Origin of the sequence: Paenibacillus residui, assembly GCF_042677205.1 — a bacterium.
Classification (GTDB): Bacteria; Bacillota; Bacilli; order Paenibacillales; family NBRC-103111; genus Paenibacillus_L; species Paenibacillus_L residui.
Map to the genome: position 1 here is coordinate 27,858 of NZ_JBHTIU010000047.1, position 24,202 is coordinate 52,059.

General features: G+C 44.7%; 23 protein-coding genes and 2 pseudogenes. 13 read left to right on the forward strand and 12 right to left on the reverse strand.

Features of this window, described 5'->3' with window-relative positions; genetic code table 11:
* Nucleotides 1-218: 218 nt before the first annotated feature.
* Nucleotides 219-908, forward strand: a complete 690-nt coding sequence (locus ACFQ03_RS14755) for a response regulator transcription factor (RefSeq protein ID WP_379289054.1) — start codon at nucleotides 219-221, stop codon at nucleotides 906-908.
* Nucleotides 905-2,389: a sensor histidine kinase gene (locus ACFQ03_RS14760; RefSeq protein ID WP_379289056.1), complete on the forward strand. Its 1,485-nt coding sequence runs from the start codon at nucleotides 905-907 to the stop codon at nucleotides 2,387-2,389. The genes ACFQ03_RS14755 and ACFQ03_RS14760 overlap by 4 nt, the downstream gene beginning before the upstream one ends.
* Here the strand turns inward: ACFQ03_RS14760 and ACFQ03_RS14765 are convergent.
* From ACFQ03_RS14765 to ACFQ03_RS14790, 6 genes and pseudogenes are all read right to left on the reverse strand, one after another.
* Nucleotides 2,328-3,545, reverse strand: coding sequence for a DUF418 domain-containing protein (locus ACFQ03_RS14765; protein WP_379289058.1), 1,218 nt, complete (start codon nucleotides 3,543-3,545; stop codon nucleotides 2,328-2,330). The genes ACFQ03_RS14760 and ACFQ03_RS14765 overlap by 62 nt on opposite strands.
* 205 nt (nucleotides 3,546-3,750) lie before the next feature.
* Nucleotides 3,751-3,869 (reverse strand): annotated as a pseudogene (locus tag ACFQ03_RS14770) (PadR family transcriptional regulator); the annotation flags it as partial.
* Between the two features lie 147 nt (nucleotides 3,870-4,016).
* A complete protein-coding gene (locus tag ACFQ03_RS14775) occupies nucleotides 4,017-4,631 on the reverse strand; it encodes a queuosine precursor transporter (protein WP_379289060.1) in 615 nt (204 codons plus the stop codon).
* 11 nt (nucleotides 4,632-4,642) lie between these two features.
* Nucleotides 4,643-5,143, reverse strand: a complete 501-nt coding sequence (gene queF / locus ACFQ03_RS14780; RefSeq protein WP_379289062.1) for a preQ(1) synthase — start codon at nucleotides 5,141-5,143, stop codon at nucleotides 4,643-4,645.
* A 355-nt stretch (nucleotides 5,144-5,498) separates the two neighbouring features.
* Nucleotides 5,499-7,565: a transketolase gene (gene tkt, locus ACFQ03_RS14785; RefSeq protein WP_379289064.1), complete on the reverse strand. Its 2,067-nt coding sequence runs from the start codon at nucleotides 7,563-7,565 to the stop codon at nucleotides 5,499-5,501.
* Nucleotides 7,566-7,592: 27 nt separating this feature from the next.
* Nucleotides 7,593-8,000: an FGGY-family carbohydrate kinase gene (locus tag ACFQ03_RS14790; protein ID WP_379289066.1), complete on the reverse strand. Its 408-nt coding sequence runs from the start codon at nucleotides 7,998-8,000 to the stop codon at nucleotides 7,593-7,595.
* Between ACFQ03_RS14790 and ACFQ03_RS14795 the strand changes: the two genes are divergently transcribed.
* From ACFQ03_RS14795 to ACFQ03_RS14820, 6 genes are all read left to right on the forward strand, one after another.
* Nucleotides 7,999-8,142, forward strand: coding sequence for a hypothetical protein (locus tag ACFQ03_RS14795; protein WP_379289068.1), 144 nt, complete (start codon nucleotides 7,999-8,001; stop codon nucleotides 8,140-8,142). The two genes, ACFQ03_RS14790 and ACFQ03_RS14795, sit on opposite strands and share 2 nt — an antisense overlap.
* A gap of 81 nt (nucleotides 8,143-8,223) precedes the next feature.
* On the forward strand, nucleotides 8,224-9,099 hold the full coding sequence (locus tag ACFQ03_RS14800) for a carbohydrate ABC transporter permease (RefSeq protein ID WP_379289070.1): 876 nt from the start codon (nucleotides 8,224-8,226) through the stop codon (nucleotides 9,097-9,099).
* Nucleotides 9,100-9,125: 26 nt separating this feature from the next.
* Nucleotides 9,126-9,938 (forward strand): carbohydrate ABC transporter permease, encoded by an 813-nt coding sequence (locus ACFQ03_RS14805; protein ID WP_379289072.1) that lies wholly within the window; start codon nucleotides 9,126-9,128, stop codon nucleotides 9,936-9,938.
* A gap of 252 nt (nucleotides 9,939-10,190) precedes the next feature.
* Nucleotides 10,191-10,991 carry a M56 family metallopeptidase gene (locus ACFQ03_RS14810; RefSeq protein WP_379289074.1) on the forward strand — a complete coding sequence of 267 codons (801 nt, stop codon included), beginning with the start codon at nucleotides 10,191-10,193 and terminating at the stop codon, nucleotides 10,989-10,991.
* Between the two features lie 159 nt (nucleotides 10,992-11,150).
* A complete protein-coding gene (locus ACFQ03_RS14815; protein WP_379289076.1) occupies nucleotides 11,151-11,804 on the forward strand; it encodes a Pr6Pr family membrane protein in 654 nt (217 codons plus the stop codon).
* 219 nt (nucleotides 11,805-12,023) lie between these two features.
* Nucleotides 12,024-12,431 carry a DUF2500 domain-containing protein gene (locus ACFQ03_RS14820; RefSeq protein WP_379289078.1) on the forward strand — a complete coding sequence of 136 codons (408 nt, stop codon included), beginning with the start codon at nucleotides 12,024-12,026 and terminating at the stop codon, nucleotides 12,429-12,431.
* A gap of 473 nt (nucleotides 12,432-12,904) precedes the next feature.
* Here ACFQ03_RS14820 and ACFQ03_RS14825 read toward each other — a convergent pair whose 3' ends face one another.
* Entirely contained in the window at nucleotides 12,905-13,702 is a 798-nt protein-coding gene (locus tag ACFQ03_RS14825; protein WP_379289114.1) for an extracellular solute-binding protein, read from the reverse strand.
* A gap of 7 nt (nucleotides 13,703-13,709) precedes the next feature.
* A complete protein-coding gene (locus tag ACFQ03_RS14830) occupies nucleotides 13,710-14,228 on the reverse strand; it encodes a hypothetical protein (RefSeq protein ID WP_379289080.1) in 519 nt (172 codons plus the stop codon).
* Between the two features lie 421 nt (nucleotides 14,229-14,649).
* On the opposite strand from ACFQ03_RS14830, the gene ACFQ03_RS14835 reads away from it, so the two are divergent.
* Nucleotides 14,650-15,522: a helix-turn-helix transcriptional regulator gene (locus ACFQ03_RS14835; protein WP_379289082.1), complete on the forward strand. Its 873-nt coding sequence runs from the start codon at nucleotides 14,650-14,652 to the stop codon at nucleotides 15,520-15,522.
* 487 nt (nucleotides 15,523-16,009) lie between these two features.
* On the opposite strand, the gene ACFQ03_RS14840 is transcribed toward ACFQ03_RS14835, so the two are convergent.
* Complete coding sequence (locus ACFQ03_RS14840) at nucleotides 16,010-16,408, reverse strand: NUDIX domain-containing protein (protein ID WP_379289084.1); 399 nt, start codon at nucleotides 16,406-16,408, stop codon at nucleotides 16,010-16,012.
* Nucleotides 16,409-16,681: 273 nt separating this feature from the next.
* Between ACFQ03_RS14840 and ACFQ03_RS14845 the strand changes: the two genes are divergently transcribed.
* From ACFQ03_RS14845 to ACFQ03_RS14855, 3 genes and pseudogenes are all read left to right on the forward strand, one after another.
* Nucleotides 16,682-17,683: a leucine-rich repeat domain-containing protein gene (locus ACFQ03_RS14845; protein WP_379289086.1), complete on the forward strand. Its 1,002-nt coding sequence runs from the start codon at nucleotides 16,682-16,684 to the stop codon at nucleotides 17,681-17,683.
* A gap of 112 nt (nucleotides 17,684-17,795) precedes the next feature.
* Complete coding sequence (locus ACFQ03_RS14850; RefSeq protein WP_379289088.1) at nucleotides 17,796-18,551, forward strand: hypothetical protein; 756 nt, start codon at nucleotides 17,796-17,798, stop codon at nucleotides 18,549-18,551.
* Between the two features lie 103 nt (nucleotides 18,552-18,654).
* Nucleotides 18,655-19,436 (forward strand): annotated as a pseudogene (locus ACFQ03_RS14855) (alpha/beta fold hydrolase).
* 199 nt (nucleotides 19,437-19,635) lie between these two features.
* Here the strand turns inward: ACFQ03_RS14855 and ACFQ03_RS14860 are convergent.
* From ACFQ03_RS14860 to ACFQ03_RS14870, 3 genes are all read right to left on the reverse strand, one after another.
* Nucleotides 19,636-20,241 carry a hypothetical protein gene (locus ACFQ03_RS14860; RefSeq protein WP_379289090.1) on the reverse strand — a complete coding sequence of 202 codons (606 nt, stop codon included), beginning with the start codon at nucleotides 20,239-20,241 and terminating at the stop codon, nucleotides 19,636-19,638.
* 454 nt (nucleotides 20,242-20,695) lie between these two features.
* On the reverse strand, nucleotides 20,696-20,896 hold the full coding sequence (locus ACFQ03_RS14865; protein ID WP_379289092.1) for a hypothetical protein: 201 nt from the start codon (nucleotides 20,894-20,896) through the stop codon (nucleotides 20,696-20,698).
* A gap of 1,051 nt (nucleotides 20,897-21,947) precedes the next feature.
* On the reverse strand, nucleotides 21,948-22,319 hold the full coding sequence (locus ACFQ03_RS14870) for a hypothetical protein (RefSeq protein ID WP_379289094.1): 372 nt from the start codon (nucleotides 22,317-22,319) through the stop codon (nucleotides 21,948-21,950).
* A 244-nt stretch (nucleotides 22,320-22,563) separates the two neighbouring features.
* Between ACFQ03_RS14870 and hisD the strand changes: the two genes are divergently transcribed.
* Nucleotides 22,564-23,877, forward strand: coding sequence for a histidinol dehydrogenase (gene hisD / locus ACFQ03_RS14875; RefSeq protein ID WP_379289095.1), 1,314 nt, complete (start codon nucleotides 22,564-22,566; stop codon nucleotides 23,875-23,877).
* Nucleotides 23,878-24,202 lie beyond the last annotated feature (325 nt).

The following is a 24,202-nucleotide window of genomic DNA, read 5'->3' on the forward strand; positions in this document are numbered from 1 at the left end:
ACATTTTAAGATGCATCTTGCAACCCCTTTCCATTTTTTTATAGAAATGTGGGCCCGGACACCTTTTTGTCGGTATCCCCTTCGCTTAGAAACAAGGCACAATAGAATTAATGTTGTCTCTACTAGCCTCCTTTTTTAAGAAAAGTAGAGGTATGCTATAATGCCCATAATCATGGTTACGAGCTATACACCAGAATGACGATATTGAGGGGAAAACGATGAAGGAAAAAATACTGATTGTCGATGATGAACCGGAAATCGTGGAGTTTCTACAAGACGCATTGACCGACGAAGATTATGAAGTGATAACAGCTTACGATGGGGATCAGGTATTTGAGCAGTTAGGAGCACAACCGGATCTGATCATACTCGACGTGATGATGCCAGGGCTGGACGGATGGGAAGTATGCCGGGCCATCCGCGGACTTGTCGCTTGTCCGATTCTATTTCTGAGTGCCAGGCAGAGCGAAGAGGATCGGATTAAAGGCCTGATGGTCGGCGGGGATGACTATATGCTCAAGCCATTCAGCATGAAAGAGATGAAAGCCCGCATTCGCGCACATTTGCGGCGTGAGCAGAGAAACGGTTCGCACCAGGACCGCTCGATTATTCATTATGGCGAATTGACATTGGATGCAGGGAGCTACCAAGTCTTTATTCGGAATCACCAAGTGCCATTAACGGTTCGCGAGTTTGAAATCGTCCAATTTTTGCTGATGCATCCGCAGCAGGTTTTCTCCAGGGAGCAAATTTATGAAAAAGTATGGGGCTTCGACGCAGAAGGAGATTCGAGTACCGTCACTGAACACGTTAAAAAAATCCGGGCGAAATTCACCGAGGTAGCACCAGATCAAAGCTATATTTCCACCGTATGGGGTGTCGGCTATAAGTGGGGTGGGCAGTCGTGAAGAGGAACTCATCGTTTCGCAAGCAATTTATCTTTGCCCTGATCCTTACGCTTGTGCTCAGCCTGGTATGTACGGCGGCCACATGGGGGGCAAGCCTCTATTATCTCCTCTCCAATGAAGATGGTTTCCTTCGTCCGGCTAATTATTACGAACAGAAAATTCCGCAGATCATACAGTTTGCCAATCGGAATCATGACAAGCTGCTCTCCCCATCGTTCAAGCCACAATTGGAGCAGATCATTCCGTTAGAAGGGATAGACTACCAAGTGGTTGATTTATCAGGCCAGATTGTTTATGGATGGGAAGGCCGCCGCTTGCTGTCCGAACCTGGGGATATCGCACGCAAGCTGAACACTTCCGAGCAAGTGGACGGTTACTTTATTCGTTATTTTCCCATTTTAGATCAGGAGGATCGGTTATCTGGCGTCTTCGTGCTCCGATATGCTCTAAGCCTGTTATACAGCAATCAGCCGGTAAACGCGAAGCTTCTCTTGTTTGTATTCGGGAACATGGCCGCTCCCTTCCTGTTTATTCTGTTGTTTACCATTCTGTTCGCCCGCAGAATAGGCAAGCGGTTGGAGCCGCCAATCGCGAAGCTGATCGATGGAGCCGAACGGATTCGCCAGAACGACCTTGACTTTGCCTTGTCCGACGTTGGCGGATCGAAGGAATTAACACAGCTGGCCAGCGCTTTCGAGGACATGCGTCGGGCGCTTCATACTTCCCTGACGGCACAGTGGCAGATGGATCAGGAGCGCCGAGATATGGTGGCGGCGATTGCGCATGATCTTCGCACACCTTTGACTATTATCCAAGGCCATGTCGACAATCTGCTGGAGAGTAAAGACAAGCAAGCCGAAAGGCTGGACAAATATTTGCATACGATTCGCAAAAGCACAAGCCGGGCCGTCCGATTGCTGGACGATATGAATCTGGTGTCGGAAATCGATCAGCCGGATTTTAGGCTGAAGAAACAGCCGGTTGATTTGGCTGCCTTCTGTCGGGAAAAAGCCGAGGAATACCAGTTGATGTGCGCGGCTAAACGGATTGAATTTGAAGCCGCATTTCATATGTCGGATGATCATGTCGGGAGAATCGATGCCGATGTCCATCGTTTGGAGCAAATGATGGACAATGTGATCGCCAACAGCATCCGGTTCACGCCTGAGGGCGGACGGATTCGTTGGCGGATAAACATCGGACCGGAAACCGCCGTGATTGAAACAGCCGATTCCGGTCCAGGGTTTACTGAGGCAGACCTGCGCTATCTGTTCGATAAATTTTATCAAGGAGATCCTTCGCGGTCCACAGCCAAAGGTCATGCCGGCATTGGACTGTATATCGTCAAAACATTGGCGGAAAAGCACGGGGGAAGCGTTGCTGCCGGAAATCTCCCCGAGGGCGGGGCTTATGTGCAAATTATCCTGAAAGTTCAGCACCCGACCTCTTCTTCCGAATCGGTGAAATCGATAAATAAGTGAGCATCCTCCAGATCCACTCCAGCGGACCCATTTGGAATATCCGCAGCCAGAGGGCGCTGATCACCATTTGGCCGATAAATATAGCTGCGGACAAGAGCATACCTTCCAGCACGTTGAGTTTCCCATACCAGCCCAAACCGTAGCTGTAGAAGATCAGGGTGCACAGGACGGACTGCATAATATAGTTGGTGAAAGCCATACGACCGACATTCGCTAATGGCCGCAAGGCTCTCTCCCATGCTTGCTTTCGGACCAGCAAGGCAAGAATTGCAATGTAGAACAAGCCGAGCAATGGACTGCCAATCAAGTGCCTAATGACATTCAATTGATTGATGAGCCCCGAATGGGCCCCGACTTGCTCCAGTCCGATCGGCAGCAACGTAGACACAAGTCCGATTGCTCCGGACCAGAGACAAATCCGGATCCATACACGATGATAGACGGCTACATCATGAAGCAGTCTAAACTTGGCGAAGGAAGCACCCAGCAGAAATAAGCCAAGAAGCTGCGGGTAAAACAGGAACTGGTTGCCCAGCGAAATATTCCAATCCCACACGCGCTGCTTCTGAATTTCCCCATAAGTGCCGGTGCCATAAATCATCTGATCCCGCTCAATCATTTGATCGACGTACTGCTTGAATTCAGGACTTAATTGCGGAGTTCCCGTTCCTTCCGCTCCAGTGGCCAGGAGCAGAACTGGGATGAGCAAGATCAGCAGGACCGCCCAAACTAGCAGCGTTCTTGGTTTGCATTTATGGAACAGCAGGAGAACAAACCCAAGCAAGGCATAGTGGAGAAGAATATCCCCAAACCAGATAAACCATCCATGAATCCATCCAAAAAGGAACAGGGCAAGCAGCCTTCGTAAATACAGCGGCACGAAACGCCTGCCTTTGGTCACCGTACGGTCTTTCAACACTATCATGCCATAACCGAACAGGAAGGAAAACACGGCGATGAACTTGCCGTTAACGAATATTTCAAGAAACTTATTCGCTGCCTTGTTCCAGAAATCCGGCCAAAGCTCGATCTGAAACTGAATCGCTTGTAAGGAATTGGAATAAAACGCCATGTTGACGAGAAGGATGCCCAGAATTGCCACCCCTCTGGCGATGTCGAGAATAGGAATGCGTTCCTGAGCAATAACAGGTTTCACAAAAATCACCCTTTCAATAATCTGCAACCGGATTGCGTCCATGTTCCGTGTGCAAATTTTATTGTAAGGGTGAATTCTAAAGAAATTATAAAAGCAAAGTTGTCCTTTGCATAAAGTCTTCAAAGAATTCAGTGCTCGCTACCGATGGCATAATCACAATCACAGATCTGATCGGGGAATGCCAAAGTATCATATCCTGGCGATTTTTCTCAGGGAGTCTCCGCGTAACTTCCTGACTCGTGACCAATTGTTGTTTTTCATTCGGGGATATAAGGTGCTCTGTTCAGTCAAGATGCCGCTCTTCTCCATTAACTGGACCAGTGAAGACGCCACACATTATACAAAAATAGGCAGGAGGCACAAAAACTCAGATACGAGTTCTGTACCGCCTGCCATATTAGAATTAACGATTTCATAAGTGGATCAAACGAGAATCAATCGGTTTGTGCTGTTCGTCAGCATGTAATTTCACTACTTTTGGGATTCACGCGACCGTATCAAATGGACGAGCAAATAAACCAGCGGAGTCGTCAAAATCGCCGCCACGAATTTAAAAACATATTGTGTCGCAATGAGGCTTCCAAGAACAAACAGAGGCATGGTTCCATAAAAAGCAATCGTGATAAAGATCGTGGTGTCGATCAACTGACTCAGCATCGTCGATGCGTTGTTCCGCAACCAGAGCTTCTTGGAACCATGGATTGTTTTCAAGTGGTTAAATACGTAAACATCCAGGTTTTGGCTGATCACATAGGATATTAAGCTCGCCGCGATCACTCGAAAGCTCCCGCCTAAAATCGTTTCAAATGACGCTTGATCCTGAAAGGTAGATGCGGCTGGCAAAGCAATCGCTACCGCAATAAAACCTAGCGCAAGAATTTGTGTGATCAAGCCCGCCTTCACAGTTCTGCGCGCTTCCTGCTTGCCATATACCTCGACAATCACATCGATCAACGGATAGGTGAAAATATAAATGATGACGGCCGCAGGCAGGATCGCCCACTCCCCAACGCTAAAAATTTTGACAGCCAAAATATTGGCCAAAATCAAGAGACCGGTAAAAATGCCATTCAGGTATAAGATCATTTCGTTTGCCCCTATCGGTTATCCACTTTCTCAGGATACAGATCATGGTTCATTAAACGATATTGTGCCATCTCTTCATATTTTGTTCCCGGTCTCCCGTAGTTGCACCAGGGATCGATGGAGATTCCGCCTCTTGGGGTAAATTTGCCCCAAACCTCGATGTACCGCGGATCAAGCAATTGGATCAGATCATTCATGATAATATTGACGCAGTCTTCATGGAAATCTCCATGATTGCGGAAGCTGAATAGATACAATTTCAACGATTTGCTCTCGACAATTTTTTGATCCGGGATATAGGAAATGTACATCGTGGCAAAATCGGGCTGATGGGTCAGCGGGCATAAACTGGTGAACTCGGGACAATTAAATTTGACAAAATAATCCCGATTCGCGTGAAGATTATCGACTGCCTCAAGCACCTCCGGTGCATAATCGAATGAATACTGTGTTTTTTGATTCCCTAACAGCTTTAAATCCTTCAATCCTTCTTCTTGGCTTCGTCCAGACATGAAAAAACCCCCTAGTTAAGTGATTTCACACTTCCCAAGAGAGTCTCATATTCCACTAAAAACTAAAAGGATAGAAATGAATTCAAACCAGAAGAAACGGTTTCACCGTCTTAAAGACGAGTGCGTTTCTTAAGGTGATAATTAGAATTTATGATACAAAAGTTATAAATTCTATATCACTAAAAAAAGCTCCTAACGGAGCCTCTTCGAAGACGAATAACCCGGTATTAGAGGAAGCTTTTTATGCCAATAGGAATCTATATTTTCATCGTATTAACGCTGTAAAGAACTTAAAGATTCCTATGTGGTAAAAAAGCTGCAGACATCATGTCTGCAGCTTTTGATTATGAAATTCTTATAGATGATCACAATTTCGGAAGCTCTGACTAAATTCCAACTGTACCGCCACACTTAATGGAACATCAAGCAGATTCTTCACACGTTTGGCAATTTCGCTTACGTTGAAGCCGTACTTTTCGATTATCGTGTCTCCCGGAGCGGAAGCTCCGAATCGGTCAATCGCAATAATATCGCCTTCATGGCCTACATATCGTTCCCAGCCGAGAGAGGAAGCCATCTCGATGGCAACCCGTTTGGTAACCGATGGGGGCAAGACGGAATGTTTATATTCTACACTTTGCTTCTCAAAGCGATCCCAAGACGGCATGCTGACAACCGCTACATCGATTTGTTCTTCGGCTAGCGCTTGTTGAACCTGTACGGCAAGATGAACCTCGGAGCCGGTAGCCAGCAATAAAGCTTGCGGACGATCCGATCTCCCTTTGGAGATCACGTAAGCCCCTTTGGAAACCCCCTCATAAGCCAGCAGATGGGTATCTTTCATCGTAGGCAGATTTTGCCGGCTGAGCACCAGTGCAGTTGGAGTGTCCTTGGATTCTATCGCTAATCTCCAGGCCGCTTTCGTTTCGTTGGCATCCGCCGGACGAATGACGGACAGGTTAGGCATCGCTCTCAAGGAGGCCAACTGTTCAATGGGCTCGTGGGTCGGTCCATCCTCACCCACCGCAATACTATCGTGTGTAAAGACATAGGTAACCGGCAAGCCCATAAGGGCTGCCAAACGAATGGCCGGACGCAAATAATCGGAGAAGACAAAAAATGTGCCGGCATACGGTTTTAACCCGCCATGCAGAGCCAATCCGTTGAGTATGGCCCCCATGGCAAACTCCCGGACTCCGAACCAAATGTTTTTCCCGTGATAGGATTGCGGCAGGAACGGCTCTGTATGTTTGATCATTGTTTTATTGGAGCTGGCAAGGTCGGCGGACCCGCCGATGACGCTCGGTAACTCTTTAGCCAGCACGTTGATGATTTGTTCGGAAACGGCACGGCTTGCCGCAGAGCTTCCGAACGGATATTGGGGCAGGATTGCATCCCAATCGGGTGTGAAACGATCTTCGATGACCGCCTGAAGCTGCTTGGCCAGATCGGGATAAGCAAGAGCATACTTTTCCCACAGCTCCTGCCATGCTTTTTCTTGATTCATTCCTCTTAGGGCAACTTCCTCATGGAAATGAGCGTACACTTCCTCCGGAACATGGAACGGCGACTCGTGAGTCCATTGCAATGCCTGTTTCGTCAATCTCGCTTCCTCGGTACCTAACGGCGAGCCGTGCGAAGCGGATTTGCCGGCTTTGTTCGGCGAACCGTAACCGATCGTCGTCTTGATTTCGATAAGCGCAGGCTTGGTCAGATCAGCTTGGGCAAGCTCCAGAGCACGTGAAATTTGCTCAGTATCATTCCCATCCGCTACCTTGATATATTGCCAGCCTTGGGCTTCAAATCTTTGCTTTACGTCTTCGGAAAACGACATATTCAGCTCGCCATCCAAAGAGATATCGTTGGAATCGTACAGCACGATTAATTTGCCCAATTTCAAATGTCCGGCAAGCGAGGCAGCTTCGTAGGAGACGCCTTCCATCAAATCTCCATCGCCGCAAATGACATACGTAAAGTGATCGACAACGCTCAAACCAGGTTGATTGTACACGGCGGCGAGATGCTGTTCTGCCATTGCGATACCTACAGCAGTAGCCATGCCTTGACCAAGAGGACCCGTAGTCGCCTCGACTCCTGGCGTATGCCTAAATTCCGGATGACCCGGCGTCTTGCTCTGCCACTGGCGGAATTGCTTTAAATCTTCCATAGATACAGCATAGCCGGAAAGATGCAGTAAACTGTAAAGCAGGCTCGAGCCGTGACCGGCTGACAGAACGAAGCGGTCGCGGTTGAACCAGGCCGGATTGTTCGGATTGTGGTTCATAAATCGGGTCCACAGCGTATACGCCATAGGGGCGCAGCCCAGGGGCATGCCGGGATGTCCCGAATTGGCCTGTTCTATCATATCAATGGCTAAGCTGCGCAGCGACAGAACAGATAACTGTTCAGTGTTGGTCATCATATGCACGTCCTTTGTAGTATTTAATGATTATCTATGAAATTCCTCAATCGATTGAGCCAGCTTCATATACTGCCTGTATTTCATCGCGTAGTCCTGCTGTTTGTCGGGATTCGGATAATAATCCGCCTCATAGGGTTCGCAATAAATTTGCTGTGCTTCTTCGATGCTTGCGAACAAACCGGCCGCGACTGCGGTATATATCGCCGCCCCTTTGGCACAGACTTGATCTTCTTTACTGATCATAATAGGCCGGCCTAATACGTCGCTCATCATTTGCATAATGTAAGGCGATTTTTTGGCGATCCCGCCAATCACGATGATGCGGTCGATTCGCAGTCCGGTTGCGGACATTACCAAAAAAGCTATTTTACAAGTTGATTTTCGTAATCCTTCTGTTAATAAAACGCCGTATACCGGAAATTCGATTCCAAACATGGCCGAATATTCATCCTGGGGTGAACAAATCGCTCAATTGCTTGCATCCTATTTAGTCGATCAGAAGAGTATTGATGCCGTATTGGAAGAAGGACAAAAAATATTGACCGATGTAGCTGTTTCGGGAGGATACGCGAAGTAACGATAGAACTACATTCTCCAAAATTACTGGTACGCTGCAAGAACGTACCAGTAATTTTATTAATTGCAGAGGAGAAGAACAATGAGTACAAAGGGCGATAAAAGCAAATTATTAATTCTTCCAGCTCTTATTGTAGTTGGAATTGTTACACAGATCCCATTTATCCTTACCATTATTTTTTCATTTATTAACTGGAACGTGAAGAGACCCGATTTAGGCATTAATTTCGCCGGAATCGACAATTATAAAAAAATATTAACGGACGGCCAGTTCTACCAAGTAGTATTTAATTCTTTATTGATTGTCGTCGTTGCCTTAACGATCTGTACTGTGCTTGGCATTTTATTCGGTTTGATGCTTAACCGGAACTTCAGGGGCGTTAATCTGTTAAGAACGCTGTTTGTAATTCCTTATTTTGTAATGGAAGCGGTAGTCGGTATCATATGGAAAACATTAATGCTGAACCCGTCGCTTGGACTGAATTATTATATCTCCAACGCTCTTGGGATAGAACCGATAGATTTCTTCGGAAAGTATGCGCTTCTTACTATAATGATCCTAATCATATGGCAGTGGACCCCTTTCTTCTTTCTCATCATTATGGCCGGGTTGCAGAACATGCCGTCTGAAATAATAGAAAGCGCCAAAATCGATGGGGCTACAGGCTGGAAGCTGTTAACCCATATTCAACTGCCTCTCATTAGAGATCATATCAATGTTGCCATGACCTTGGGCTTGATCAATATTTTGAAGGTGTTCGGGTTAATCTATGTAACGACATCCGGAGGTCCGGGCAGTTCGTCAAGCAATCTGCCGTACTATTCCTATAAGGCGCTGTTCTATGATTGGAATGTGGGAACCGCCGCCGCTATCGCCGTAGTTACCGTAGCGCTTACGCTTATTGTTGTCCAAAGATTCTATGGATTTATGATGAAAAAGAATACAAAGAATATATGAGCATCCTAGTCTAGGTGGTGAAAAAAATGAGCAGGCGTATTAAGAATAATCTGGTGACAACAATAGCGTATGCTGTGGTCTTAGTGTGGCTCTTTCCAATGCTGTACATGTTATTGTCCAGCTTCAAATTTGAAAGCCAGGTCGCCGTTCCATCACTAGCTTTTACACCGACAATGGACAACTACCGGGCAGTTGTCACTCCCGATTTTTTTAAACATTTATTCAACTCTGTGCAGGTTACTTTCGGCACGGTTATTATATCCGCAATTTTGGGGGTGCTGGGTTCCTACGCGTTGGTCTATTCCTCTATAAAAAAAGCGAATAATCTTTATTTTTGGTTTATTACGACCATCTTTTTGCCGGCGGTTGCCGTTATTGCACCGGTCTATATTATATTGGCGAAACTAAATATGCTGGATACGAAGCTGGCTCTCATTTTGCTGAATACGGGTGCGGGAATTCCTTTAATGATTTGGATGTGTACCACCTACTTCAAAGAGATTCCCGGCGAAATTATAGAAGCGGCTACAATAGACGGCTGTTCGAAGACAGGGACATTCTTCAAGATAATGCTGCCTTTAATTAAAAACGGCATCATCTCCTCGGCATTGCTGGTATTTATTGTGACGTGGAATGAGTTTTTCTTCGCCGTCACCGCAACCGCTACAAAATCGGCGACCCTGCCGGTTTATATGAGCAAATTTATGACACAGCAAGGTTATTTCTGGGGCAAAATGTCGGCCGCCGGTACGATGGTCGTTCTCATCCCCGTTTTGCTCGGCTTCTTTAGCTATAAGTCCTTTGTTAAAGGGCTGACAGCCGGTTCGGTTAAAGGATGAAGCGGCAAGATCCGGACCTTTGCCTTCATACGAAGTCCAGTCGTTACAACGGCTGGGCTTTTTTGATATATTTGACATTCGCCCCGCAACCATACTACAATACGTAGTATCGGGAAGTGAGTATAAAATGAGCATTAAAAGAATGAATGTGGACGGGCAAGGGTTGAACCGTTTCTTCGGACCCCTCGAATCCAAAATAATGGATAATTTATGGTCATCCCCTCCCTAAAAAATGAAAAGTGGGAAGAAACAATGAACTCCGTTGTAAAAATGCGGCTGGTTTACGCTTTGATGGTTTTTTTCGTATTGAGCATTACCATGCAGATGGGTCTGTTCCTGACCAATCAAATTAGAGACTTCAGTTTGCAGGGAATACGGATCTCCGGCATCTTGATCGACCTCGTCATCGGCTATACACTTGTCCGAATCCTGTGGCGAATCACAAGACAGTGGTATTTGACGCGCAAAGGGATAAAGCTTTTCCGCTCCCGCGCTCACCACAAATTAACGAAGCAGTTCAATGATAAGTACCGCAGTTGGAAAACCGAATTGATTGTGGTGGAAGACGATGCCTTTATTGCTCTGACGATCGGCATGCTGCGTCCAAAGATTGTTGTATCTACAGGAGTGTTAAAGCTTTTTAACGATATGGAAGTCAATGCGGTCTTGCTGCATGAATGGTATCATTGCCGCAAACGGGACAATATCAAAATGTTCTTGTCCACCCTGTTCGCAGATGCCTTCGGATATTTACCCATTATCCAACCTTCAGTCCGTTTCTATAAAACGATGAAAGAGCTGCTCGCGGATCGATTCGTTATCAAACAGATGGGCACGGAACTACACTTGGGCAATGTTTTGTTGAAGCTTGTTCAATTGGGGAAGATAAAACGGCGCAAGGCGGCGGTTCATTTCACAGAGACGGCGATTGATTATAGGATCATGCAAATACTGGAACCTGAGAAGGCCGTGAAAGTGCCGATCGCGTTGTTCAGACCTTTATTGCTATCTTGCGTCTTCTTGCTCCTGATAAGCATAGGTGGAAGTTCATAATCCGCCTTTTCTTTTGGATCACTAGACTACAATATGTAGTATCGCGAAAATAGACTGGATTTCAAATGGTTCTTTAGGAGGTTTTTCATTATGAGAGACATTTTATTACCGTCGGGGATTTCCCGGTTCGATTCTATTGACATGTAAGGAGGAAAGAATATGGCCGGATTATTATCGAAGGGGACAAGAAAACATATGAAAGTGAGCTTACATCTTCTCATAGCTCTTACCGGATTGATCAGTGTGCTCTTACATATCCTTTATTCTCCTGCTCCCTTCGCTTCCATGACCAAATTTACAATTCATGCTAATCTATTCATTACATTGACATTTTCCGTTAGTGCTGTGACCATGCTGTTCAAGAGAACAGAAAGCAAGCTTCTGGATTTCTGTAAAAATGCATCTCTTATCTATATCCTTGTGGGCTTGCTGACTTACCACTTTCTTCTCTCGAGCGGGGGAACCTATACCGGACCTCGAATCATAACAAACTTCACGCTGCACTACTTAATTCCGGTGCTTGTGCTTTTGAACTGGATGATGTTTGAAGAGAAGAAATCATACCATTATAAATACGTTGTTTATTGGTTAGGCTTCCCGGTTCTCTACTGCGCCGTTTCCTTAATCAGAGGATTATTTGACGGATTTTACCCGTACTTTTTTCTAAATCCGCACGGCACCATTCCCGCCGGAGTCGGCAGCTACACAAATGTAACTTTATTCATCATTGGTTTTGCATTCGTCTTTTCGATCTTCGGGTTTCTGTTGATTATTACATATAAAGCTATTTTAAGCTATAAAAAAAGCTCCTAACGGAGCCATCTCGAAGATGAATAACCCGGTATTAGAGGAAGCTTTTTATGCCAATAAGAATCTATATTTTCATCGTATTAATGCTGTAAAGAACTTAAAGATTCCTATGTGGTAAAAAAAGCTCCTAACGGAGCCATCTCGAAGATGAATAACCCGGTATTAGAGGAATATTACACCCCCCATTGAGATTTGCGACAAACTATGATGGAGGAATAGTATATGTTCGATATGGGGCCATCGTTTGGAGGGGGGTTTTCAATGATGTCCTCCATTATACCGATACTCGTTGTGGTCGTATTTGCCGTCGTTCTCATCGGAATCGTGATGAATGGGGCCCGCTACGTCAAAAATGCAAGTTCACCGCGGGAATCCGTATTTGCCCGGGTAGTGGCGAAACGAATGGAAGTACGTACTCAGTCGCACCATCATCATCATGAAAATGGTCATGTACACCCTGGCCATTCTTCTCGCACCTATTATTACATTACCCTGGAATTCGAAAACGGCGAGCGAAAAGAATATTTGGATGTTAGAAACTTGTACGGACTCATAATTGAGGGAGATTCGGGATATGCCGCCGTTCAAGGGGATTGGATCGTAGCTTTCGAGCGGAACGGAGGCAACTGAATCGTCCGATGATGGCTTTCTTCAGCAGCAAGAACCTATTCACTTTTTATTGTTCAATAAAGAATTTATTTGTATAGCCAGCATAAGTGATGCTTGAAGAGAAATAAGTAGTAGAATAACAGGAATAAAATTATCTGTGTTTTGATTAAATAATGAAGTTAAAAAGTAGAATAATATGATTGATAGTATTACAACTACTATATAAAGTCCGAAAATTCTCATTACAGTTTTCATCTGTACAGCCCCTTTCTCTGTTGAGAATAATTTTATAATATATAAATGATTCTGCATATATAGAGTGAAGGGCAGAGAGTTTCTGCCCCTCCTCATCAAACCACCGTACGGAAAATTCCCTCATACGGCTTTCCGATGTTCGTCATTCATGTGCCCATACATCTTGCTGAGCAACCTCACTTCATTCCCGGAGCTACACCAGCGATTGCATTGGCGTTTCTTTGCGTATCACTTTGTCACTATTCCTGCTTAGCTTTCTCATCTTTAATCTTAACTTCCAGCTCCTCTTGCAGTTTCCGTAAAAAAGTAATCACATCATCATCCGATTTCGCAAAATCATCTATTTTATAGTCAACCAATCGATCCCATTGACTTTGCCTCTCTAGCTCTGCTGGTGTCCATTCGTAAAAAGCATCCACATTTTTCCCTACGTAACTAGGGACATCTGCCCCATATTGGCTTAATACATCTTTGTTTTGCAGAACAGAGCCACTTCCAGCCTTTCGAGATATTCTAAGCCGATTCTCTTCGGATACATATTCCAGCAAGACGGCAAAAGCTTCGTTCACATGCTTACTTTCTTTCATAATCATCATTGGAGTTGTTGTTAAATAAGGGTGGACACCGGGAAGTTCAGGCCAGGTCGGTACAGGTGCAATCTCGATTTTCCCCTTGTTTCCTTCCAAATCGCCCCAATCGCCTAGTAAAGTAGCAGACCATCCGGCATTCATTGCAGCAAATCCTTGATAAAATAAATTCCCCTCCACTCCTACATCCATAATGCCCGGAATACTATAATATTGCCTCATTAAATCATAATATTTTCTAAAGGCAGGTTCTTTCGTCAATAACACCTCATCTGTATCAGGATCGACAGGATTAACCGCCCATTGCTCTAACGGGATTTTCGGTTCATCAAAAACCAATCCCGTATACTTCTGACCGTTTCTTTCTCCAGTCATTTGTTTAGCAAGCTCCAATGCCTCATACCAAGTTATTTCCTTGGTCGGGTACTCGATTCCAAATAAATCGAAAATTTCCTTATTATAAAATAAAGGCCTTAAATCCTACCCCATCCGGCATCCCTATCAATCTGCCTTCCGGGTCATAGGAACGGGCATACGAAACTAAAGCCGGATTAAGATCCTCCAGGTTAAAATCGCTATTCGCGATCAGATCATCAAGCGGATAGATTAAATCGGCATCCAGTAATTCCTTGATTGTGTCATAATGGATACTAACAACGATATCCGGAACAACACCAGAAGCAAAAATTTCTTCTAAACCACCCCAGGTGGTGTCAAAAGGAATCCGTTCAATGTTAATATTGTCTAATTTTTTGTCTATTTCACCAAACCTGGAATCAAAAATTTGATCATCCCAACCGATGGCGATTTTAATCGTTACCGGTTCTGACGAGTGCTCCTCCTTGTTATCTTGTTGATCATTTTCCAGCCTATTCTCCTGCGATTCGCTATGCATGTCTGTATTCGTAGAACAGGAAGTCATTAAAGTAAATAGAAGTCCTATAACGAGCCAACCGAACCACCTCTTATTCACCATACGATATCCCCTTTCGAGATTTAGCATACATAGTTAATTAGAGTCTAAACAACAATTTGCTTTATTTCCCACTCCCTTCCAACGCCTGCTGCATGAGAGCGCTTTATAATATTATAAAATCATGAAATGGGAAAATGATCTCGTCAAAAGGTAAAGGTTCTCGTCGTGATAAGGTTTTTCCGTTATAAAATATTCTGAAACTTTTCACATCTCGAAGCGGGAATTCTGAATCAACGGCGGGTTATCACCGGTTTGAGTTCTCCTCATTCCGATTTATGTTAATGATACATTTCTAATGTGGGATGTTCTCTATCTAATTTTGCTTAATTTTCGCACAATTTTGCTTTGGGGATCCGTTATTTATACACCAAAAACGAACCGTACTATCATTTTATATTGACCGGTACAAGGGGGACTTTCCATGAATCATAAAGTTGAATATCAGGAATTTCCGGTATTAAAAAGTAAATCCTTCCCCTATTTTATTTATCAACCGCCAAAAGACAATTCTTTAGCTCTTTTTCACCCTCATTGGCATGAGCAAATCATTGAATTAATTTACATGGCAGAGGGAGAAGCGAAATTTCAAATCGATGGGCAAACATTCCATGCGGTTGAAGGAGATATTTTTATCATTCGTGAAAATCTTATCCATGCTGGGGAAGCAATCAACGAAACACCCGATTATTATGCGATTCTATTTAATAGGGAATTACTAATCAACCCCGAGCTGCTTGACTATTATGATAATATCCCCCTCATTAACCCCTTGTCCCCGCCAATAGTATTAAAACCAACGGACGCTAATTATCGGATATTTATAGAACCGTTGCAAGGCATTATCCGGGAATATAACGAGCAAAAAGTCGGTTATGCCATAGCCATAAAAGCATATATCTTCGTCATCACAACGGAATTAGCCAGGCTCTATTCATCTGAAGATAAACCAACCCGAAGCATGGAAGCGGATAAACAAAATATTAAATTGCTGAATCAAATCATTCATTATGTAGAAAAGCACTACCATGAAAAAATCACCTTGGAAGAAATAGCGTCCATTGCTAATATGAGTTCGTCTCATTTTTGCAGAATATTTAAGAAGGCGACAGGGGGAACATTCACGGAATTCGTTAATAAATTCCGCATCAAAAAATCCGAAAAGCTGCTTGACGATCATAGTCTGACCATCACAGAAATATCCGATGCCGTCGGCTTTTGCAACATCAACTACTTTGGCCGACTATTCCGAAGATACAAAAACTGTACCCCTATGCAGTACAGGCACCGACAATAGGAAATAAGACCAATCATACCCATATGCGGATCATCGGCTATCAGAATTGAGGGGATCTTCTTTCGGCAAGCCGGGGGTTCTTCTCAAAGCCCCCCATACCGGTTAACCATATCATCCTGCCGATTTTCCAACTTGATACATATGGGCGGTTTCCACTTGACCGGCTTTGAGAGTTTTCCCCTCCGTATGATGCATAACTACATAAAAGTGACCTGATTCCGTCCGGTGAATGTATCTATGATTTATGCGCAGAATACCCGGACATAGTCTACTATTCTCGTAAAGATAATCCTGAAAGGATAACGAGCGCTCCAACTCATGGCGGCGCCCCTCTTCATTAATCGAATACCTTTGCGGATGGTAGCATTTGACGAACAATGGTCCTTTATTTGTTTGGATACTCCATAAACAAATACTTCTTCTCTAATCACGGGATCATCGACTACACGAGCTTCCTTTGAAATGACCATAATCATCCCGCCTTTCGTTAAGGGTAGGCAACATTAAAGCATTTAATGACCTTCGATACCTGCCTGTCATGTTTCATTTCTTCAAGTGTAAACCAAGCCACTGCTTTCATAACTTGCTCATTCGGCGGAAGTTCCGGGTCCTCTCCCAGTTGTGCCTCTTCCTCTGGATCAACGCTAACTAAAAAACAGTAATCGGGACCGAGGGAATATGTATCTTCGAATAAAAAGCGTTCGACTCTGCCATTCAGCTTTACTTCCTCCTTGACTTCGCGCAATACGGCTTCTTCCAAAGTTTCTCCCTCTTCTACTGCTCCTCCTGGAAATGTCCAAAAACTGCGATCCCCATGATCGTGAAATACCATTAAAATTCGATTTTTTCTAATAATTGCGGCGCAAACCCTTGGTCTAAGCGTCAATTTTCTTCCTCCTTTTTCACGGCAAATTCAGGGACGAGGTTGTTTTAATATTTGATACCTCCTCTGAGTATTCCTTCTATTTACCAGAAAAAGTTTACTTATCACCGAAACTGAGTCAAAAGACGCTGTCCTTTTCACCATGAGAACCTATAATTAAATTTGCGGGCGCTACCGGGACTGGAAGCATCGCAAAAATTCGGAAATCCACTAGAAAATAGCCCGCCTTCTCCTCCAATTATGGGAGGATGAGATTGCCGCAAAAGGAGAAGTGCCATGAATATTACCCAAGATTTCGTTGATGAACGTTTCAAAACATTCGTTCTGGAGAAATTTTGCGAAAACCGTGAATGGATTGAGACGGGCGATGTGGAGCGAGTCGTATCGCTGCAGCTTGCGAATCAAGGCTTCTCAAGCCTGAAGGGAATTGAACATTTCGCGTCTCTCGAGGAACTGGATTGCTCGTTTAATAACCTGACGAAGCTCGACATCGGCACAAATATCCATCTGAGAACGCTCGAATGCGGGGGAAACAATTTACAAGAACTGAATTGCAGCTACAATTCAATGTTCAGTTTGAACTTGGAGCACAACACGCTGCTCACGCATCTGGATTGCGGAAACAATTATTTGATCAGCTTGAATATAAAGAACTGCACGAAACTGATCGAAATCCGCTGCAATCATAACCATCTAACGAAACTGGATGTCACCGGAAACCCGGATTTGCTAAGTTTAAGATGTTTCAACAACCATATCACGGGGTTGGATCTCAGCCATAATTCGCGCTTGGTCGAGCTCTACTGTTCGGAAAATAAAATTTCGAAGCTGGATACCCTGCATAATCCAAAGCTGGAGCGGTTGGATTATGCCGATAATCTCATCGTCCAGCCGGACCACACCGTCAAGGGGATAGCCACTTTCACGTACGATAGCTCACTATCTTATTATACAGCCGCGCTTCATTATCAGGGGAATGAGCTTTCCGTTACCGCGGATGTTCCCGCCAAAGCGGATATGAAACGGTTGTCGCCCATCATCAAGAAAGCTTGGCTGAACTTGGACGAGCTTACTCTTCGAGCGCTGGACCTGATCGCCCAGACGCATCCTGACGAAGATGTAAGCGAATTGGTCCTGTCCGAGCTTAGGTTTGACGGGGACGGCACCACTCGGTTGGGTTACGATGCGGGGGATACTCCGGCCGGACAACTGTATATTTACGTGTCGTTTAATAGGAAGCTTGAAATGAATCGCCAACTCATTTACGAAACTTATTAACTGCCTCAGACGGGTCGGTTTGCATTCATTTTCATCGCTTTCAATTATCTAATTATTGGATTTCATCTGGTGAAATATTTTGGATCAGTCACTGGCCTATATGGAGGAGAATATGACGAACGAATCCTTTTTGGAAAAAGTGAAGCTGTTAATACAGATGCATAGGGAAGGTCTTCTTGGCGGGGAGGTAATGCCTGAGGATGCTCTAATTGGAATGGTCCCTGACGCGGAAATGCCGAACGTGTTGACATTGGGAATGTCGTTAAATTATCAAAGAAATTCTTTCACACTTTGGGAATTCATTGCGCAGGCTTATCACGATAAAAGTACCAGATGGATATTTCATCCCCGTGCCGTATCCGAAAGCTCCCTGGATGAACTGCGCTTGGCTTTGCTTCAGTATCGTGTAGCTTTACAGCCCAATCGTCATCCGGAAATTTGGCGGAAGGTTTCACAAGGAATCGCTCAATCCTCGGCTAAGGGAGACGTTTGGGGCTTGCTGGAATCGGTGCAATTTGACGTCGCCCCCCTCAAACACATAATGCAGGCCACCCGTAAATCGGAATTTCCGTATCTGTCCGGCCCGAAAATTTTCAATTATTGGCTGTATGTGATGGAGACCTATACAGGAGTTAAATGGAAGTCCCGTGAACTGATTACGGTTGCTCCTGATACACACGTTTTGAAAGCTACGGTCAAATTAGGATTGTGTTCTTCCGATGTAATGAATGGCACGGCAGATGACCGGAAGGCGGTCGCGGAAGCATGGGAAAATGCGCTGCATGGCAGCGGATTGGCACCGATTGACGTTCATACTCCCTTATGGCTGTGGAGTCGTGCAGGATTTCCACCTCTATCCACCAAATAGCCCCCGCCTTATTTGCAAGAAGCAAACGGGAATAGGCATTCACCTTTGTTTCCCTCAGTGAGTATCTTATGGTTGATGCACTTTGATTAACGGAGGAATCGACGTGGGATACTTTGTTACTGTAGAACCGGGAGTAAAGCTCTATGTGGAAGATATTAACCCCGGCGGACATAAGACGATAGTGTTTTTACATGGTTGGCCGTTAAGCCATGAACTGTTTGAATATCAGTTTAATGTTCTTCCCGCCATGGGATACCGCTGCATAGGCATAGACTGGAGAGGCTTCGGCAAATCGGATAAACCGATAAGCGGCTACACTTATGACCGGTTGGCGGATGATATCCGAGCTGTCATTGATGCGCTTCAATTAAATCATTTCACTCTTGCGGGGCACTCTACCGGTGGAGCGATCGCCATTAGATATATGGCACGTTACAACGGTTTCGGAGTATCCAGGCTTGTCTTAATAGACGCTGCAGCTCCCAGAGGGTTTACCAAAGAAACGGCCAATCAGCTTCTTACTGAAGCATTAAATGATCGCCCCAAGATGATGCGGACCGTTACAGAAACCTTCTTCTTTCAATATATCACCGAGCCATTTTCGAATTGGTTTATTCACATGGGATTACAAGCCGCCGGTGGTCAACTGCGGCCATTATCATTTTGCTGAGGGATGAGAACCTGGTGGCCGATCTACACAAAATTGTTGCCCCTACTTTAATCATTCACGGCATTCATGACAAAGTGATCCCTTTCGCGCAAGCTCAAGAACTCCATCACAGGATAAGAAACTCACAGCTTGTCCCTTTTTCATACAGCGGCCATGGTCCATTTTGGGAAGAACGCGACAAATTTAATCAGCTATTGAGGCAATTTATTGGCTGATAGTCATGTTAAGCGTCGGCTATCATGAGAAGCTGCGATAAGAACCGATCGGAAGTTGAAGTGAAAAATATTTTTTTGTGATATTTTTCCAATTTCTTCAGTGTCATGCTCGTTGTAACATCATGGACATTCCAGCCCAAACAATAAAACATGAAATAATTGGACAGTATCAATTGTTGTTCTATAAAATTAATGAAGATCATTTCATTAGAACAATAGCATTTATGTCGTCTTCGCAAGGCTGGTATTGATAGATGCTGCTACTGACATCTTCCAATTTATCCCATTTATTTTCGGTTATAAAAGTTAGAATAAATGGATTTAACAGTGATTCTTCGTACAACCTTCTGTATATATTATAGATTTTCATTTGTGATTCTAAACTTGATAGCCTAGCTACAACAATCGTTTTATCTTCTTTGTAAACTACAACTAAAGAATCGAAGATTGATAGCAAATTTGATAATGTCAAATCACTTAACTTACTATCTTCTTTAGGATAACAAATCTCACAAGTTAATTTTTCCTTTGAACGATCTTCTTTATTTTCTACAGCACTATAAAAAACATAAAATTGATACAAAGCAAATTGAATTTCTATATTAGACAGGATAACTTCTGCTATATTTTTTTGATCAAATATAGATTCCGCAAAATCAATTCCACTACCGATAATCCTTCTCGTAATAATTTTATTATTTCTTAAAGAACAAACTTCCTGCCTAATAGAATTCATATCTAATGGAACACCATATCGATTATTAAATTCCTTACTATCGATCTTAAAAAGAATTTTCGAAATCATAAAAACCCCCTCCTCATATTAACGCGGGATTCATTAAACCTGTTATGGCCTCTGCTGACTCCTGCAGATTCAGCGTGGCTTCTCAACCACGGTTACGAAGTGACTTCGCGTATTCAGCAGGTCTCCCCAGATAAGAACGTCATCTGTCTGTCCGCAGCCACTCGTGTATACAAGACTAGCTCTTGGCGACTTCGGATTTCGTCCTGTTGTGGGGACTCATCCAGCTAGCCTTGCCTCAAATCGAGTTCGTGTACCTTGGCTCGTGCATTTGCCTCTAAGCTTCCTTCAGATTCCGCCTCACGGCGGACACCCTTGCTCTTGGCTAACGGTAGGCGTTCGCCAGCCCCCGTTCGGGACTTTCACCCTAGAGATGACGCCCATGCTGGGCGTACTCATAAAAAAATGCCGCTAAGTGTTTGCGGCATTTTTTTAAAATAAGTATTTTGCAGAAGTGTTACTTTGGGTTTCTTTTAAAATATCCCCACAGTAGAAAACCAATTCCAGCGAGAAACGAGATCAGAATGGGGGCATTTGAGATAGGATTACTTATCGCTTCATACGCAGAATTGAAGGTTGGTGACGCTGGCTGCCACTTTGCGGAGGCCAGTATGGCAGCACTGATATAATGGATGCCTTTTTGTGCAATAAACAGCAACGTACTTACTCCTAATAAAAATACCCCGATGCCCTTTTCGTTCATTTAATCACGTCGGATTGCAGACGCCACCACTGCAAGGTGCTTCTTTAAAAATGTAATAACCATCAGGCATTCCTCCATGCATTTCTCTTGCTACGTAAATGTCAACCCAATAATCTTCTTCACCTAAGATTACCCCAGGATGTTCAACCGATCTCTCAAACACAACCTTCTCTCGTATTTAATACTTCCAATGTTATTCCAAATTAATGGGATTGTCTACCAAATAAATCTTTAAATCACAAAACAAATGTTTAGTTGCATAAAAAGTAAGATTAAGGAACCAAATAATGTAAGTTAATTAACAATCATTTGGTAGCCCAACAATATTTCCAAACCACTTTACAGAATGTCGGGCAAAGTACGTTGTGGCTTGACCAAGCCCCTTTTTCTTTGCATAAAAACAAATAGCTTCAGCAGTCATTAATAGAATCACTTGCACCTCTTAAAATTTATTGTTATAATCATCTGTAAATAATTGGCTGAAGGACTTAAGTTATGAATACCATAGTTCTGAACCAACTTCATCATCATCACAAACAGCGTTAGTACACCTGTAATATTCAGGGTGGGCTAACGCTTCTCGCGTTGGCCTCCCTGCGGAATATAGAACGCGCAGGACCAAGAGGTCTTGCGCGTTTTTTTATTTAATCCAAAAAAAGAAAGGGACGATGGTTTATGCAAAATGTAAAAGGCACCTACGATTTTCTAATCGGAGTGTCTTCAGAAGAAGAAAAATTGTCTGCCATGCTCACTCTCGACAAAATTTAAAAAATCGGAAATGAGGGGGTGATTACAAAATGCAACCAGGATCGGGATAAGGACAATTTGGTTGAACCGGCTAAACAAGCTGAAGCAAGCTGGAATCGAACCGGATTATACTGTTAAGGATTTAACGAAAACAGAGGAGATTTTACTGAAGAATTTTGAGTGGGATTAAATCGAAAATGGGTTCGTGGCGCTCCCCCACTTTCTAGGAGGCAGCGCCTCGACGATGCTTGCTTGCGTCTTATCCCCGCAAACTCGCCAAGCGTCTTCGTATGTTCGAAGCCGTCTCTGTAGGGTTGTCGGTTTGAAAAATAACGTATTTATAGTGCTCGTGCCCTTCCAGCTCGATATGGACCAGCGGCTCGCGGCGTTCAAAGGACAGGAAGTACCACTCATCCGCATATTTAAAGCTGCCTTCATAGATATAAAGGGCCGATATGGAAGTACCGGGCATTCTCAGCATCCAACGCGGAGGGTCAAACTCATCGACTAGTACATTCTTGATGGTGTGATAAGGCATAACCAGCTTTCTTTTGACGGCAAACCAGCTTAATAAACCTTTCATATATAGTGTGATCCCTGTATCACTATACTGAACTTCTCTTCCGAACATGGCAGGCCCTCCTTTACGGTCATTATCTCACAAAGCAGACGGATGTTATTCAAACTTTGCCTGCTCTTCCTCTGAGTACCCGCTGATATTCTTTAACTGTCTTGCGTATGGATCGTTCCTCAGCGTTTCCGCTCGTGATCCTGCAAGAGCAAGCGAGTCTTTCATTTATATTGGTTCTATTTTGTTATACTCCAATGAGCCGCTTTGGTTTCTCCGGAGAAATATTAGTAGGAGGGATACTGGTATGAGCCAAATCATTTTTCGTTTTCCCGAGGAGCGGGAGGCTTTCGCCAAACGATTTCAAACTCACAAGGCACTGTTCGACCGCGGGGTGTTGACGGGGATTTATTCTATTTTTGATGACGTTGCCCTGCATAAGGATGACGGCATTCGCAATGCAACGAGCACCTATGATCAAGTAGTGCTGGATGATCTGATTCTGCCTCAAGACTATATCGATGAAAGCATCGCCTCGCTAACCCCTGCCTTGAGAGCAGCGATCGACCAGGCAATCGAAAATGTCAGGGAAGTCAACAAAGCTATGAAGCCCGAGTCCTGGGAGCTGGAAATCCGTCCGGGAACGGTAATCGGGGAGAAGGTCAACCCGCTGGATTCCGTAGGGATTTGGATTCCCGCCCGGAAAGGCCCGATGATCTCCACTTCCATCATGCTGGTCACCGCAGCCAAGGTAGCCGGCATCCGGAATATCATTGTCGGGATGCCTCCCTTGCCGAACGGTCTGGGAGATCCCGGGACGGTAGCTGCCGCCAGGCTGGCGGGTGCCGATCATTTCGTCGTGGGCAACGGCGTCTCCATCATTGCCGGCTTCGCCCAAGGCACGCCTTCTGTTCCGGAGGTGGACGGAATCTTCGGTCCGGGTCCGGGCGGCATTGCCGCAGCGATGAGCATGGCTCTAGCCTTCGGCAAGAAGACCGTGGTCGGTCTCGGCCCGACCGAATGCGTTATCTTGGCGGACCAATCCGCGGACCCTTCCACTGTTGCCTGTGACCTGATCAATGAAGGAGAGCATGGGCCGGATTCCTCCTCCTTGCTGGTTACGACATCCGGCCGTCTGGCCATCGAAGTAGAACGGCTGCTCCGGCAGTACATAGACAAAGCAGAAGAGCCGAGAAAGTCCTACTTGCGAAACGTGTTCGGTCCATCCGGCAAAGGAGCTATCCTCATCATGCCGGACATGGATGAGGCCTGCCGTCTGATCAATGATTTCGCTCCGGAGCATTTGATGGTAGTTTGTCAAGAGGAGCTCCAGGACCGGGTGCTAGGCCAGATTAATCGTGCAGGGGAAATTCTGATCGGAACCTGCACCCCTTTTTCCGCAGCCAATTATGGAATCGGGATTACCGCTGTGCTGCCTACCAACGGCTTTGCCCGGGCCTTCTCCGGAATCACGGTCAAAAATATGGTCACGTATTCGACCATCGGCCAGTTGAATCAAGAAGCGTTGGAAGCTCTCTATCCCCTCATTAAGGAAATAGGCTCCTACGAGAAGCTGCCGGGCCACGTGGAAGCAGCCCGCATTCGTGTTCACAGAAATTAAATGATGTACGGCGCATTAGTCTGATTACGCTCACGGTGCAAAGGCATACGGCATACCTCAATAGGTTACTGCAAAACTACTGTTGGAAAAGCTTAACCGCATAAACGGTTAATACTTCCGAAAGAAAGAGCGAGTCCAGCGGTCCTATTCCGCTAACACTCGCTCTTTGTCCGTTTTCAATCTCGCTTATGAACCTTGAAAGGCTGTCGATTCATTGTGGGAAAAGCGTTCAACAGGATGTTGCACTAGTGAAAAGTCCAACAGGCGAAAACGTAACGGACCTGGGAGACCCTATTTCGCAAAAATAGGTGGTTTTTTTTAGACT